Origin of the sequence: Actinomadura violacea (assembly GCF_017573465.1) — a bacterium.
GTDB classification, from domain to species: Bacteria; Actinomycetota; Actinomycetes; order Streptosporangiales; family Streptosporangiaceae; genus Spirillospora; species Spirillospora violacea.
In genome coordinates this window covers 143,762-156,879 of record NZ_JAGEPF010000009.1, presented here as the reverse complement: position 1 = coordinate 156,879, position 13,118 = coordinate 143,762, and the positions used below count along the sequence as shown (strand labels likewise).

At 72.0% G+C, this 13,118-nt stretch carries 17 protein-coding genes; 11 read left to right on the top strand and 6 right to left on the bottom strand.

Annotation, left to right across the window (positions count from 1 at the left end; genetic code table 11):
* Nucleotide 1 precedes the first annotated feature (1 nt).
* Together J4709_RS15620 and J4709_RS15615 are read left to right on the top strand one after the other, a co-directional pair.
* Entirely contained in the window at nt 2–1,237 is a 1,236-nt protein-coding gene (locus J4709_RS15620) for an enolase C-terminal domain-like protein (protein WP_208241273.1), read from the top strand.
* Between the two features lie 56 nt (nt 1,238–1,293).
* On the top strand, nt 1,294–1,764 hold the full coding sequence (locus tag J4709_RS15615) for a GNAT family N-acetyltransferase (protein ID WP_208241272.1): 471 nt from the start codon (nt 1,294–1,296) through the stop codon (nt 1,762–1,764).
* 56 nt (nt 1,765–1,820) lie between these two features.
* Here the strand turns inward: J4709_RS15615 and sodN are convergent, their stop codons facing one another.
* Nucleotides 1,821–2,249, bottom strand: coding sequence for a superoxide dismutase, Ni (sodN, locus tag J4709_RS15610; protein ID WP_173099294.1), 429 nt, complete (start codon nt 2,247–2,249; stop codon nt 1,821–1,823).
* 185 nt (nt 2,250–2,434) lie between these two features.
* Between sodN and sodX the strand changes: the two genes are divergently transcribed.
* Complete coding sequence (gene sodX / locus J4709_RS15605) at nt 2,435–2,848, top strand: nickel-type superoxide dismutase maturation protease (RefSeq protein ID WP_232383529.1); 414 nt, start codon at nt 2,435–2,437, stop codon at nt 2,846–2,848.
* Between the two features lie 60 nt (nt 2,849–2,908).
* Here the strand turns inward: sodX and J4709_RS15600 are convergent, their stop codons facing one another.
* Nucleotides 2,909–4,099, bottom strand: coding sequence for an NAD(P)-dependent malic enzyme (locus tag J4709_RS15600; protein ID WP_208241271.1), 1,191 nt, complete (start codon nt 4,097–4,099; stop codon nt 2,909–2,911).
* Between the two features lie 358 nt (nt 4,100–4,457).
* On the opposite strand from J4709_RS15600, the gene J4709_RS15595 reads away from it, so the two are divergent.
* The 7 genes from J4709_RS15595 to J4709_RS15565 all read left to right on the top strand — a co-directional run bounded on the left by J4709_RS15595 (nt 4,458) and on the right by J4709_RS15565 (nt 9,568).
* On the top strand, nt 4,458–5,366 hold the full coding sequence (locus J4709_RS15595; RefSeq protein WP_208241269.1) for an ABC transporter substrate-binding protein: 909 nt from the start codon (nt 4,458–4,460) through the stop codon (nt 5,364–5,366).
* Nucleotides 5,367–5,370: 4 nt separating this feature from the next.
* Nucleotides 5,371–6,333: an amino acid ABC transporter permease gene (locus J4709_RS15590; RefSeq protein WP_208241268.1), complete on the top strand. Its 963-nt coding sequence runs from the start codon at nt 5,371–5,373 to the stop codon at nt 6,331–6,333.
* Nucleotides 6,330–7,130, top strand: coding sequence for an amino acid ABC transporter ATP-binding protein (locus J4709_RS15585; protein WP_307801268.1), 801 nt, complete (start codon nt 6,330–6,332; stop codon nt 7,128–7,130). Before J4709_RS15590 ends, J4709_RS15585 begins: the two co-directional genes overlap by 4 nt.
* A gap of 199 nt (nt 7,131–7,329) precedes the next feature.
* Nucleotides 7,330–7,917 (top strand): MauE/DoxX family redox-associated membrane protein, encoded by a 588-nt coding sequence (locus tag J4709_RS15580; RefSeq protein WP_208241266.1) that lies wholly within the window; start codon nt 7,330–7,332, stop codon nt 7,915–7,917.
* Nucleotides 7,914–8,468 (top strand): hypothetical protein, encoded by a 555-nt coding sequence (locus J4709_RS15575; protein WP_208241265.1) that lies wholly within the window; start codon nt 7,914–7,916, stop codon nt 8,466–8,468. Before J4709_RS15580 ends, J4709_RS15575 begins: the two co-directional genes overlap by 4 nt.
* Nucleotides 8,469–8,496: 28 nt before the next feature.
* On the top strand, nt 8,497–8,865 hold the full coding sequence (locus J4709_RS15570) for a hypothetical protein (protein ID WP_208241259.1): 369 nt from the start codon (nt 8,497–8,499) through the stop codon (nt 8,863–8,865).
* Between the two features lie 274 nt (nt 8,866–9,139).
* Entirely contained in the window at nt 9,140–9,568 is a 429-nt protein-coding gene (locus J4709_RS15565; protein ID WP_208241257.1) for a hypothetical protein, read from the top strand.
* A 5-nt stretch (nt 9,569–9,573) separates the two neighbouring features.
* On the opposite strand, the gene J4709_RS15560 is transcribed toward J4709_RS15565, so the two are convergent.
* Nucleotides 9,574–10,146, bottom strand: coding sequence for a hypothetical protein (locus tag J4709_RS15560; RefSeq protein WP_208241255.1), 573 nt, complete (start codon nt 10,144–10,146; stop codon nt 9,574–9,576).
* 85 nt (nt 10,147–10,231) lie between these two features.
* On the opposite strand from J4709_RS15560, the gene J4709_RS15555 reads away from it, so the two are divergent.
* Nucleotides 10,232–11,200 carry a zinc-binding dehydrogenase gene (locus tag J4709_RS15555; RefSeq protein WP_208241254.1) on the top strand — a complete coding sequence of 323 codons (969 nt, stop codon included), beginning with the start codon at nt 10,232–10,234 and terminating at the stop codon, nt 11,198–11,200.
* Nucleotides 11,201–11,247: 47 nt separating this feature from the next.
* Here J4709_RS15555 and J4709_RS15550 read toward each other — a convergent pair whose 3' ends face one another.
* The 3 genes from J4709_RS15550 to J4709_RS15540 all read right to left on the bottom strand — a co-directional run bounded on the left by J4709_RS15550 (nt 11,248) and on the right by J4709_RS15540 (nt 13,090).
* Nucleotides 11,248–11,982: a PadR family transcriptional regulator gene (locus tag J4709_RS15550; protein ID WP_208241252.1), complete on the bottom strand. Its 735-nt coding sequence runs from the start codon at nt 11,980–11,982 to the stop codon at nt 11,248–11,250.
* Nucleotide 11,983: 1 nt separating this feature from the next.
* Nucleotides 11,984–12,808, bottom strand: a complete 825-nt coding sequence (locus J4709_RS15545; protein ID WP_208241250.1) for a DUF4097 family beta strand repeat-containing protein — start codon at nt 12,806–12,808, stop codon at nt 11,984–11,986.
* A 102-nt stretch (nt 12,809–12,910) separates the two neighbouring features.
* Complete coding sequence (locus tag J4709_RS15540) at nt 12,911–13,090, bottom strand: DUF6104 family protein (protein ID WP_208241248.1); 180 nt, start codon at nt 13,088–13,090, stop codon at nt 12,911–12,913.
* Nucleotides 13,091–13,118 lie beyond the last annotated feature (28 nt).

Below are 13,118 nucleotides of genomic sequence, written 5' to 3'. Positions count from 1 at the left end.
CATGAAGATCACCGACATCCGGGCCACCACCGTCGCGGTCCCGCTGGAGGCGCCGCTGCTGCACAGCAACGGCGCGCACTGGGGCCGCTTCGTCCGCACGATCGTCGAGGTCGAGGCGGACAACGGCCTGGTCGGGCTGGGCGAGATGGGCGGCGGCGGGCAGAGCGCCGAGGACGCCTTCCGCGCGCTCGCGCCCTACCTGGAGGGGCACGACCCGTTCGAGCTGGAGGCCCTCCGCTTCAAGATCGCCAACCCGACGGCGAGCCTGTACAACAACCGCACCCAGATGCTCGCCGCCATCGAGTTCGCCTGCCTCGACCTCGTCGGCAAGCACCTCGGCGTGCCCGTCCACGACCTGCTCGGCGGCCGGGTCCGCGACAGCGTCCCGTTCGCGTCCTACCTCTTCTACCGCTACCCGGGCGCGGACGGCCGGACGCCGGAGGTCCGCACCCCCGGGCAGCTCGTCGCGCACGCCCGCGACCTCAAGGAACGGCACGGCTTTACCGTCCACAAGCTGAAGGGCGGCGTCTTCCCGCCCGCCTACGAGCTGGAGTGCTACCGGGCGCTGGCCGAGGCGTTCCCGGACGACCGGCTCCGCTACGACCCCAACGCGGTGCTGAGCCTCGACGAAGGGCTGCGGTTCGCCAAGGCCATCGAGCACCTGAACAACGACTACCTCGAAGACCCCGTCTGGGGCCTGGAAGGGCTGCGCCTCGTCCGCGAGAGGACGTCCACGCCCCTGGCCACCAACACCGTCGTCGTCAACTTCGAGCAGCTCGCCACCAACGTGCTGCACCGCAGCGCGGACGTGATCCTGCTCGACACCACGTTCTGGGGCGGCATCCGCGCGTGTGTGAAGGCGGCCGGTATCTGCGACACCTTCCAGCTCGGGGTGTCGGTGCACTCGTCGGGCGAACTCGGCGTCCAGCTCGCCACCATGCTGCACCTCGGCGCCGTCCTGCCGAACCTCACCTACGCCGCCGACGCGCACTACCACCACCTCGCCGGCGACGTCATCGAAGGCGGCCCGTTCCAGTACGCGGACGGGCGGATCGCGGTGCCGTCCGGGCCCGGCCTCGGCGTCACGCTGGACCGCGACAAGGTCGCCGAGTACGCCGAGCTCTACCGCGAGCTCGGCGGCTACCCCTACGACCGCGACCCGGGCCGTCCCGGCTGGTACCCGCTCGTCCCCAACGAGCGCTGGGCCGACCCGGAGGCGCCGCTGGCCGCGCTCTAGGCGGGCGTCCCGCAGGCCCGGACGGCGCACGCGGCGGCCTGGCATAGCCTTTCCGCATGATCCGCCCTGCCGCCCCCGACGACGTCCCCGACATCCTCCGGCTCATCCGCGAGCTGGCGGAGTACGAGCGCGCCCTGCACGAGGTGAAGGCCACCGAGGAGCAGCTGCACGCCCGGCTCTTCGGCGACGACCCGCGCGTCCACGCGCTCATCGCCGAGCACGAGGGCCGCGTCGCCGGGTTCGCCGTGTGGTTCCTCACGTTCTCCACGTGGAACGGCACGCACGGCATCCACCTGGAGGACCTGTTCGTCGACCCGGCCGTCCGCGGCCACGGCTACGGCAAGGCCCTGCTCACCGAGCTCGCCCGCATCGCCGACGCCCGCGGCTACGGACGCGTCGAGTGGGCCGTCCTCGACTGGAACGAGCCCGCGATCGGCTTCTACAAGTCGCTCGGAGCCGTCCCGCAGGACGAGTGGACGACCTACCGCCTCACCGGCGAGGCCCTCACCAACACCGCCCGCTCCTGACCGAACGACCGAGGCCCGGCCCCGAGAGGGCCGGGCCTCGATTGTCAGGGCGCCGGTCAGCCCTGCTTGGTCTCCCAGAAGATCTTGTCGATCTCGCTGATCTTGCCCAGCAGGTCGTCGGCGACCTTCGGGTCCATGCTGCCCTTGGTGCCGGAGGCGCCGGCGAGCTTGGTCGCCTCGTTGAACAGCTGGTGCAGCTGGGGGTACTTCTCGAAGTGCGGCGGCTTGAAGTAGTCGGTCCACAGCACCCACAGGTGGTGCTTGACCAGCTCGGAGCGCTGCTCCTTGATCAGAATCGCGCGGGCGCGGAACTCCGGGTCCTCGTTGGCCGCGTACTTCTCGCAGATCGCCTTGACCGACTCGGCCTCGATCCGGGCCTGCGCCGGGTCGTAGACGCCACACGGCAGGTCGCAGTGCGCGGAGACCGTGGTCTTCGGGCGCAGAAGCTTGAACACCTGCGATTCCCTTCCCTCGTTGCGGATCATGCTCAGGTCACCGACATTACCCTTGTGCCCCGGGGCGCGTCCGGCCAGGGCGCTCGGTAATTCGGCCTAGGACCCGGCCCGCGGCGCGGTCCGGAACCCCTTCCAGCAGTGTTTGTGACCCGAGGGCGCGCGAGTATGCGGCCCGGCGCGCGAAAGCGCGGTCCACGGAGAAGGCGAGGAGAGCGATGCGGATGCGCCACCCGGTGGCCTGGACGCTCGGCGGCGCGCTGCTGGCGGCGCTGGCCGGGGCGCGCGGGCGGCTGCGGGCGGTCGCGGTCGAGGGCGACTCGATGCTGCCCGCGCTGGCGCCGGGGGACTGGCTGGTGGTGCTGGCGGGCGCCCGGCCCCGCCCCGGGGACGTGGTCGTGGCGCGGCACCCGGAGCGGGCGGACCTGCTGATCGTCAAGCGGGTGGCGCACCGGTCGGGGACGGGCTGGTGGCTGGAGAGCGACAACCAGCGCGCCCGCGGCCGCCGCGACAGCTGGGACTTCGGTGCCGTCCCGGACGGCCACGTCGTCGGCCGCGTCGTGGCGCGGTACCGGCCGTGGCGGCGCGCGTCCGTCCGTCCGGGGGCCGGTCGGGCCGCGGGCGGACGGTAGGAGGCGGCGCGGCCCGCGCTCTGGGGTGGCGAGCGCGGGCCGGGCGGGCGGCGCGCCGGGTCAGATGCGGTTGACGCCCTCGGCGCGGGCCTGCGCGGCGACCGCGGCGGTGACGGCGGGCGCGACCCGGTCGTCGAACGGGTTCGGGATGACGTAGTCGGCGGTGAGGTCGTCGCCGACGATGCCGGCCAGCGCGTTCGCGGCGGCCAGCTTCATGCCCTCGGTGATGGTGTGCGCGCGGACGTCCAGCGCGCCCCGGAAGATGCCGGGGAAGGCGAGCACGTTGTTGATCTGGTTGGGGAAGTCGCTGCGGCCGGTCGCGACGACCTTGGCGTGCCGGCGGGCGACCTCGGGGTGCACCTCGGGGGTGGGGTTGGACAGCGCGAACACGATCGCGCTGTCGGACATGGTGGCGACGCACGACTCGTGGACGGTGCTGCCGGACAGGCCGATGAACACGTCGGCGCCGCGCAGCGCCTCCTCGGTGGAGCCCTTGAGGTGCGACCGGTTGGTGATCGCGGCGATCCGCTGCTTGACGGGGTTGAGCCCGTCGCGGCCCTCGTGGATGAGGCCCTTGCTGTCGGACAGCGCGATGTCGCCGATGCCGGCCTCGATGAGGATCTGCGAGACGGCGATGCCGGACGCGCCCGCGCCGGCCACGACGGCGCGCAGCTCCGACAGCGGCTTGCCGACGAACCGGGCGGCGTTCTTCAGCGCGGCGAGCGCGACGATCGCGGTGCCGTGCTGGTCGTCGTGGAAGACGGGGATGTCGAGGGCCTCGCGGAGCCGGTCCTCGATCTCGAAGCAGCGGGGGGCGCTGATGTCCTCGAGGTTGATGCCGCCGAAGCTCGGCGCCAGCCGGATCACGGTGTCGACGATCTCGTCGACGCCGGTGCAGTTCAGCGCGATCGGCACGGAGTCGACGTCGGCGAACTCCTTGAACAGCAGCGACTTGCCCTCCATGACGGGCATGGAGGCGGCCGGGCCGATGTCGCCGAGGCCGAGCACGGCGGTGCCGTCGGTGACGACGGCGACGACCTTGGACGTCCAGGTGTAGTCGTAGGCGAGCTCGGGGTTGTCGGCGATGGCCGTGCAGACCCGGGCGACGCCGGGCGTGTAGGCCAGGGACAGATCGTCCTTGTTGCGGACGGGGATGGTCGACCGCATCTCGAGCTTGCCGCCGCGGTGCAGCGGGAAGGCCGGATCGTCGTCCAGTGAGTGCGGTTCGGTGGGAATGGGCTCGGCGGCCACAGCGACCCCTGTCAGTGAAAGTTGGCTTTCGGGCGATGCCGCCGCGGTGGTGCGGTCTGGATGGCCGGTCACCTGGTGGACATCTCGCGACGTACGGGGGTCACCCGTTGTCCGATTGTGCCACACGGGGCCCCGCCGGTCCGGGGCGCGGGGCGGTGGCGGCCGTCACTGATCGCGACGGACGGTGCGCCGATCATCGCGTAGAGTGCTGGGGCCCTGGGCGGCGGCGGGGTGCGCCGGGCCGCCTCGTTGTCCGATTGTGTCGCACCCTTTATCCGCATAGGGCCAGGTGTGCGCCAAAATGTGCACTTGACCTCAGGATCCGTCCGGATCCGATGCGACCTCTGGAGGGGGACCTGTGATCACTGGTTCTCTGCGCCGCAACGCCCTCGCGGCCGGCGCGCTCGTGCTGACAGGCGCCCTCGCCCTGTCGGCCTGCGGTGAGAAGAAGGACTCCACGGAGCCCTCGGCGACCATCACGCCGAAGAGCGGCCCCGACCAGAAGCTGGCGGCGATGGTGCCGGCCGACATCAAGGCCGACGGCGTCATCAAGATCGGCTCCGACACCACCTACGCCCCGGCCGAGTTCCTCGACAACAACAAGGCCGTCGGCTTCGACGTGGACCTGTTCGACGCGGCCGCCGCCAAGCTCGGCCTCAAGACCCAGTGGATCACCACGCCGTTCACCGGCGTGATCACCGGGGTGAAGTCGGGCAAGTACGAGGCCGGCGTGTCCTCGCTCACGATCAACCCCGACCGGCTCAAGGACACCGAGATGGTGAGCTACTTCAACTCCCCGATCCAGTGGGTGGTGAAGAAGGGCAACCCGCAGGGCGTCCAGGCCGACAGCGCCTGCGGCAAGAAGGTCGCCGTGCAGACCGGCACCATCGAGGTCGACGACCTGAACGCCAAGAACGCGGCGTGCAAGAAGGCCGGCAAGCCCGCCATCAAGATCGACCAGTTCCAGGACCAGAGCACCGCCACCGCCGCGGTCGTGTCCGGCAAGGACGACGCGGGCACCGCCGACTACCCGGTCTTCGTCGACGCGGTCGACAAGGCCCACGGCCAGCTGGAGATGCTCGGCGAGCCCTACGGGCAGGCCCCGTACGGCGTCGCGCTGAAAAAGGGCCAGACGCAGTTCGCCGAGGCCCTCGCCGGCGCCTACAAGGCGATCATCACCGACGGCACCTACGGGCAGATCCTGGCCAAGTGGAAGGTCTCCAAGGGCGCCATCACGGACCCGGCCGTGAACCCGAAGGCCTCCTGACCGCATGCCCGGTTCAGTTGACACGGTGAAGCCGGACGCGGCGCCGCCCGAGGCGATCAAGGCCGTGCCCGTCCGGCATCCGGGCCGCTGGGTGGCGGTGGCCGTACTGGCCGTGCTGGCCGCCATGTTCGTGCACATGCTGGTCACGAACAAGGCGTTCCAGTGGTCGTTCATCATCGACAACGCCTTCCGGCCGAACATCGTCGAGGGCGTGCGCACCACGGTGCTGCTCACGGTGCTGTCGATGGTGATCGGCGTCGTGATCGGCGTGGTCCTCGCCATCATGCGGCTGTCGGGCAACCCGATCCTCAGCGGCGTCGCCTGGCTCTACACCTGGTTCTTCCGGGCGGTGCCCCGCCTGGTGCTGGCGATCCTGTTCGGCAACATGGGGATCCTGTACACCAAGTACCACGTCGGCGGCGTGCCGTTCTCCGAGCAGGTCGGCGACCTGCTCGGCGTCGACATGAGCGGCACGCTGTTCTCGATCAACGCCAACACGTTCCTGACCGGCTTCATGGCGGGCCTGCTCGCCCTGGCGCTGTCCGAGGGCGCGTACATGGCGGAGATCGTCCGGGCGGGCATGCTCTCGGTCGACCCGGGCCAGAACGAGGCCGCCGGCGCGCTCGGCATGTCCCGCATGCAGACCCTGCGGCGGATCGTGCTGCCGCAGGCGATGCGGGTGATCGTGCCGCCGACCGGCAACGAGACGATCGCGATGCTCAAGGACACCTCGCTGGTCGCCTTCGTCCCGGTGACCAACGAGCTGTTCTTCCAGCTCAAGTCGGTCGGGGACAAGTCGTTCAACGTGTTCCCGATGCTGGTCGCCTCCTGCATGTGGTACCTGGTCCTGACCAGCGTCCTGCTGGTCGCGCAGCACTACATCGAGCGGTACTTCGCCCGCGGCACCGCCCTTGCGGGCGAGCGGCGCGCCGGGTTCCGGGCGCTCGGCTTCGGAGGCGGGAAATGAGCGAGCCGGACGGCGCGGCGAAGGCGGCCGGGACCGCGGGGCCGATGGTCAAGGCCGAGGCGGTGCACAAGCACTTCGGCCGGGTGGAGGTCCTCAAGGGCATCGACCTGGAGGTCGCGTCCGGCGAGGTCATGTGCGTGATCGGCCCGTCGGGCTCCGGGAAGTCGACGTTCCTGCGCTGCATCAACCACCTGGAGAAGATCGACGCGGGCCGGCTCTGGGTCAACGGGCACTTGATGGGGTACCGGCAGAAGGGCGACAAGCTCTACGAGCTGCGCGACAAGGAGGTGTCGGCGCAGCGCCGCGAGATCGGCATGGTGTTCCAGCGCTTCAACCTCTTCCCGCACATGACGGCGATGGAGAACGTGTACGAGGCGCCGATCCGCGTCCGCCGCGAGGGCCGCGGCAAGGCCCGCGAGCGCGCCGCCGCGCTGCTGGAGCGGGTCGGGCTCGGCGACCGCAAGGACAGCTACCCGTCCCAGCTGTCCGGCGGACAGCAGCAGCGCGTCGCGATCGCGCGGGCGCTGGCGATGGAACCGAAGCTGATGCTCTTCGACGAGCCGACCTCGGCGCTGGACCCCGAGCTCGTCGGCGAGGTCCTCGAGGTGATGAAGCAGCTCGCCCGCGACGGCATGACGATGGTCGTCGTCACCCACGAGATGGGCTTCGCGCGCGAGGTCGGGGACTCGCTGGTCTTCATGGACGACGGCGTCGTGGTCGAGGAGGGCACGCCCCGCGACGTCCTCGCCGACCCCCGGCACCAGCGCACCCGGGACTTCCTGTCCAAGGTCCTGTGACCCGGGTCCGCTGAGCCGGACCGGAGGCGGGCTGGACGCCGCGCGCGGCATATACCCCATGCGGCGTCCAGCCCGCGGTCCTGGCCGGTTGCGGCCGGGGTGACGATCTTCACAGTCGCCGATCCGCAGGTGATCATCTGCAGGAGGCCACTCCGCGCCGGACGGCCGCGGCGGGGTCCTGTCGGATGCGAGGTGCGGCATGGCGGGTACCGGCCTTATCGGCGCCGCGGCGCAGATCTGCCTCGCCGCCGTCCTCGCCTACTCCTCGCTCTCCAAGGTGCCGTCCTTCGGCGCCTTCGGCGACGTCCTGCGCCGGCTCGGCGCGGGCGGTACCGCCGCCCCGGCCGCGGCGCTGGTCGTCACCGGCGAGCTGGTGGCCGCGGTGGCGCTGCTCGCGGCCCCCGCGTCGGCCTGGCCCCGGCTGCTGGTGGCGGTGCTCGCCGCCGGCTTCGCCGCCGCCGGCCTGCGCGCCCTCCTGCTGCGCGAGCGCGTGCACTGCAACTGCTTCGGCGCCGGAGGCGGCGGCGCGGCGCTCGGGACCCGGCAGCTCGTCCTGCTGCCCGGCTGGCTCGCGGCCGCGGCCGCCGCCCAGGCATGGGCGCCGCACTGGAGCGCCGAAGAGGGGCTCGCGGGGCTCGCCGCCCTGCTGGTCGCGTTCTCCGCCCGGCACATCCCGCAGGGCGCGCGCGCCTGGCGGGGGCTGAAGGGCGACCGCGCCGCGTTCGCCGAATCCACCGGCATCGGCGCCGAAGACCCGGTCCGTGCTAAGGAGTTGACGCTCGGATGACGCTGGCCCTGCTCATCATCGTGTGCCTGCTGGCCGCCCTGCTGTTCGTGGCGTTCTGCGCGCTCGTGGAGATGTTCCACCAGCTCAAGCAGATGCGCGAGTACCTGGAGATCGAGGACAGCCCGGTCCTGATGGACCTCGGCCCCGTCCAGGGGGAGGCGCCGAGCGCGGTGGGGCTGCCGGCCGAGCTGGACGAGGCGCGCGACGCGCTCGTGCTGCTGCTGTCCAACAAGTGCCGGACATGCTTCACGCTGGCCGCCGCGCTCCAGGGCCGGGTGCGGCCGCGGAAGCTGTGGGTCGTCGTCGTCCCCGTCCTGGGCGACGCCGCCGAGTTCATCGACATGTTCGACCTGCGGGGCGAGCGGGTGGTGGTCGACGTGGGGGAGCGGATCTCCGGCGCCCTCGGCATCGACGCCACCCCCGCCGCCGTGCTCGTGCGGGACGGGCGGCTGACGAAGGCGCACAGCGTCCCCTCGTCCCGCCAGATGTACGCGGCGCTGCCGGTGGAAGACGGCAGCGATCGTCCGGTGACCGGGGCGGCTCGCGGATGACCGCCCGATCCGAGGAGAGGTGAACGGCATGCGCAAGCGGCAACTGGTCCAGGCGGCCCACGGGGACGCGGCCACGCTCGATTCCGGCCGGAGGGGGTTCCTCGGCTGGATGGGCAAGATCGGCGTCGGCGCCGTCGGCGTCGCCGCCGGGATCGGGGCGCTGCAGAAGCCCGCCGCCGCGGCGACGTGGCGGTGCTGCAACCTGGCGTTCGGGCAGCCGAACTGCCCCATCAACTCCTCCGGCTCCGCGTACTGCAGGAAGGGGAGCATGAAGGTCTGGTACTGCTGCACCGGGTCCCGCAAGTACGCGTGCGGGGAGTGCACCGGCGGCTCCAGCTGCGGCAGCGGGCCGTTCTACTGCTCGGCGGGCTGGACCGTCCGCGCGAACTCCTGCTGACCCCGGGGCCCCGGTGCAGCACTCCGTGCTCCTGTCGGTGCTGATGCTGCTCATCGCCGCCGCCGGCTTCGCGCAGCTGTTCAGCCTTTGAGGCGTCTCCTTCATCGGGTACCTCCGGCCCCTGGTCCAGGGGAGAGCCTCTGACGAGCCCGCCCGGCGCCGCGCGTTCGCCGCGCTCGCCCTCGGGTTCACCACGGCGGCGACCGCCTTCTACGGGGCGGTCCATGTGGTGGGCGCGGCGCTGGGATCGCGACCGGGTACGGTCGCGCAGCTCGTGGCGGTCGGCGTCCTCGCCGCCTGCCTGATCGTCGACACCGGGCTGTTCGGCCTGCGCACCCCCATGCTGCGCAGGCAGACCCCGCAGGCGTACTTCTACCGCCTCGGTCCGGCGCGCGGGGCCTTCCTGTGGGGCCTCGACACCGGGCTCGTGGTGACCACCTTCCGCGTCACGTCGCTGACGTGGGGCGCGCTGGCGGTCACGGTGCTCGGCCTGGTGCCGTGGTGGGCGGGGGTCGCCTACGCGGCCGGGTTCCTGGTGCCGAGCGCGGTGCTGATCCTGCTGGTACCGCCCCGGACGGGCGGCGACGGCCCGCCCGAACCGGTGTGGCTCCTCGACCGGCTCGGGGACTGGGAGCCGCGGGTGCGGCGGGCGGCGCCGGGCGTCCTCGCGGTCGCCGCGGGCGTCCTCGCGCTGGCCGGCTGACCGGGTCAGCGGCGGTCCGCGAAGAACGAGACCACTTCGCGGACCGCCGCCCCGGAGGCCGGACGGAGCGGACGGACCAGGAGGGGCACCTCCGTGCGCCGCGGCACGAACATCAGCCCCGGGAAGATCGTGTCGTGCCCCGCGCAGGCGGTGAACGTGATCGCGTGGTCGGCCTGCAGGGGCGTCCGCGCGTCCCGCGCGGCCGCGGCGTAGAGCAGGCCCGCGTCCCGGTGGTGCTCGGCGGGGATCGACAGCGTGGCCGACGTTCCGGCGCGCATCACGACGGCCACCTTGTACCGGCCGTCCCGGCCGTAGGCGGCGGGGTCGGCGTCCGCCCACGCGCGCAGCCCCGGAATGATCAGCGGTCCGGCGACGAGGTCGTCGGGACCGGTGCGGTAGGGGCCGTCGTCCTCCTCGGGGAAGGAGACGCCGCGGTTCTCGCAGTCGAGGACCCGCGGGTTCGCGGGTCCGCCGGTCGCTGCCGCGTCCATCGGGCGCTCCGTTCCGCCGGCGTTGCCGTCCGCGCAGGCGGCGGGCAGAAGGATCAGCCCGGCGAGGCACAGCGCTCGCATCCGCACGTGACCATGCTCGCCGAGGACGGTGACCCTGTAAAGGCACGGGGCGGGCCGTCCGGTGCGGGGGTCCGGCGGTTAGTGTGCGTTCATGTTCGCTGTCACGGCCACACAGATCGACGCAGACCATCCGCTGAACGGGCTGACGCTGGGGGAGCGGCCCGATCCCGAGGTGCCGGACGGCTGGACGACCGTCACGGTGAAGGCGGCCGCGCTCAACCACCACGACCTGTGGTCGCTGCGCGGCGTCGGGCTCCCCGCCGACCGGCTCCCGATGATCCTCGGCTGCGACGCCGCGGGCGTCGACGAGGACGGCAACGAGGTCATCGTGCACGCGGTGATCGGCGACCCGGACCGGGGCGGCGGCGACGAGACCCTGGACCCGAAGCGGTCGCTGCTGTCGGAGCACCACCAGGGGACGCTCGCCGAGAAGGTCGCGGTGCCGCGCCGCAACCTCGTCCGCAAGCCGGCGGAGCTGTCGTTCGAGGAGGCCGCGTGCCTGCCGACGGCGTGGCTGACCGCCTACCGGATGCTGTTCGACAAGGCGGGCCTGCAGCCGGGCTCGACGGTGCTGGTGCAGGGCGCGGGCGGCGGCGTCGCGACCGCGGCGATCGCGCTGGCGTCCGCCGCGGGGTTCCGGGTGTTCGCGACGAGCCGCAGCGAGGCCAAGCGCAAGCGGGCCCTGGAGCTCGGCGCGGACGTCGCGGTCGAGTCCGGTGCGCGGCTGCCCGAGCGGGTCGACGCGGTCATCGAGACGGTCGGCGAGGCGACCTGGTCGCACTCGCTGAAGTCGCTGCGGCCCGGCGGCCGGATCGTGGTGTCCGGCGCGACCAGCGGGCAGGTGCCGCCCGCGGAGCTGAACCGGGTGTTCTTCCTGCAGCTCCAGGTCGTCGGCTCCACGATGGGGACCCGCGAGCAGCTGGAGCGGCTCGCGCGGTTCCTGGTGAAGACCGGCGCCCGGCCGCTGATCGACCGGACGCTGCCGCTCGCGGAGGCCAAGGACGGCTTCGCCGCGATGGCGGACGGCGACCTCTTCGGCAAGATCGTCTTCAACCCGTAGCCGCCGGCCCGCGGTGCGCCGGCCTCATGGGGGCGGCCCACCGCGGGTCAGTCGCGGGCGTCGATGTCCTTGTCGAGGATCTCGGTGCGCAGCCGGTCGCGGGTCTCGTCCAGCAGCGACTGGACGGCGGCCAGGTCGTCCTCGCCGAGCCGGGCGTGCTTGGCGGACTTGCGGACGTCCTCGACGAAGCGGCGCAGCAGGCGCTCCAGCTTCAGCCGGGCGATGTCCTCGCGGCTGCCGGTCGCCGTCTTCCAGGCGTCCTCCCAGTTCTGCCGCCACTCCTCCTTCCACGCCTGCTTCTGCTCGCGCCAGAGGTCCTTCTGCCGCTTCCACTCGTCCTTCTGCCGGCCGGTGGACTCCTTCCACGCCTCCTTGGACGCGGCCTTGCCCTGGTCGCGCATCGTCCGCGCGGCCTCGGTCAGCTCCTCGCGCAGCGACCGGACCGTCTGCCGGACGTCCTGCTGCACGCCGCGCGCGAACTCCTGCGCGGAGGCGGTGATCTCCTCCTCCAGCTCGGCCAGCTCGTCCATCCGGCGCTCCAGCTCCTCGCGGCCCTTGTCGGTCAGCGAGTACACCTTCTTGCCCTTGACGACCTCGTGGGTGACCAGGCCCTCGGACTCCAGCCGGGCCAGCCGCGGATAGATCGTCCCGGGGGAGGGCGAGTACACCCCGAGGAACCTGTCCTGCAGGATCCGGATCACCTCGTAGCCGTGCCGCGGGCTCTCCTCCAGCAGCTTCAGCAGGTACAGGCGGAGCCGGCCGTGGCCGAAAACGGGGCTCAACTCACTTCTCCATTCGCGGGGTGCTGATCTCCGGGGCCTCGTCGTCGCGGCCGAGGAGGGTGATCGAGCCGGACACCGTGTTGACCGACAGCCGGCCCGACCCGTCGCCGACCTTGCCGGAGACGGTGGTGGCGACGGCCCTGTCGGTCCGGGCGAGCTCGGGGAAGGACGTCTCGATCCGGCCGGCCGCCGCGTTCAGCGTCACCCGCGCCCCGATCGACTCCGGGACGCGCAGCGCGACCTCGCCGGAGACCGTGTTGACCTCGACCCGGCCGTCGCCGACCAGGTCGAGGTCGGCGGCGATGCGGCCGCTGACGCTGCGGGCGGTGAGCCGCTCGACCGCGCCGCCGGCCAGCGCGAGGTCGCCGGAGACGGAGGTGAACGACACCGTCCCGTCCAGGCCCTGCGCCTCGATGTCGCCGGACACCGTGTTGGCGTCGACGGTGCCGGTCACCCCGTCGAGCGTGATGCCGCCGGACGCGCACTTGATGGAGGTGCGGGCGGTCAGCCCGGTGATCACCGCGTCGGCGGACACCAGGTTGACGGTGACGGGGCAGTCGTGCGGGACGGTCACCGTGATCGCGGCGCGGGCGTTGCGGGTGCGCAGCCAGCTCAGCACGCCCTCCAGCAGCCGCTCATGGGTGATCGTCAGCATGCCGGCCTCGTGCGCGATCACCAGCGGCGGGCCCTCGACCTCGCCGACCATCACGGACGGCCGCTCGTCGGAGGCGAGCACGCTGATGCTTCCGGCGATCAGCGTCGTGCGCAGCGTGACCACGCCGTCGAAGTCGAGGGTGGCCGGTTCGTCGATGGTCCAGCGCGACATCGCCTCTTGCCCTTCGTCCGAGGGTTCCTTCGGATAACACGATATGTCGCGTTCCCGAAAAGTCAAGATGTATCGCGTCACGGAACCGACGTCAGCCGGCGGTCAGTCGTCGTCCTCGTCGTCGAGGCGGGCCAGCCAGGTCGCCAGCCGGTCCACCGGCGTCTCGAACTCGGGGTTCAGGTCGACGAACTCGCGGAGCCGCTCCGCCAGCCACGTCAGGCTGACCTCCTCCGCGCCGCGGCGCTCGGTGAGCTCCTCGATACCCCGATCGGTGAAGTACATACGGATTCATCCCTCTAACGCAGTCGCT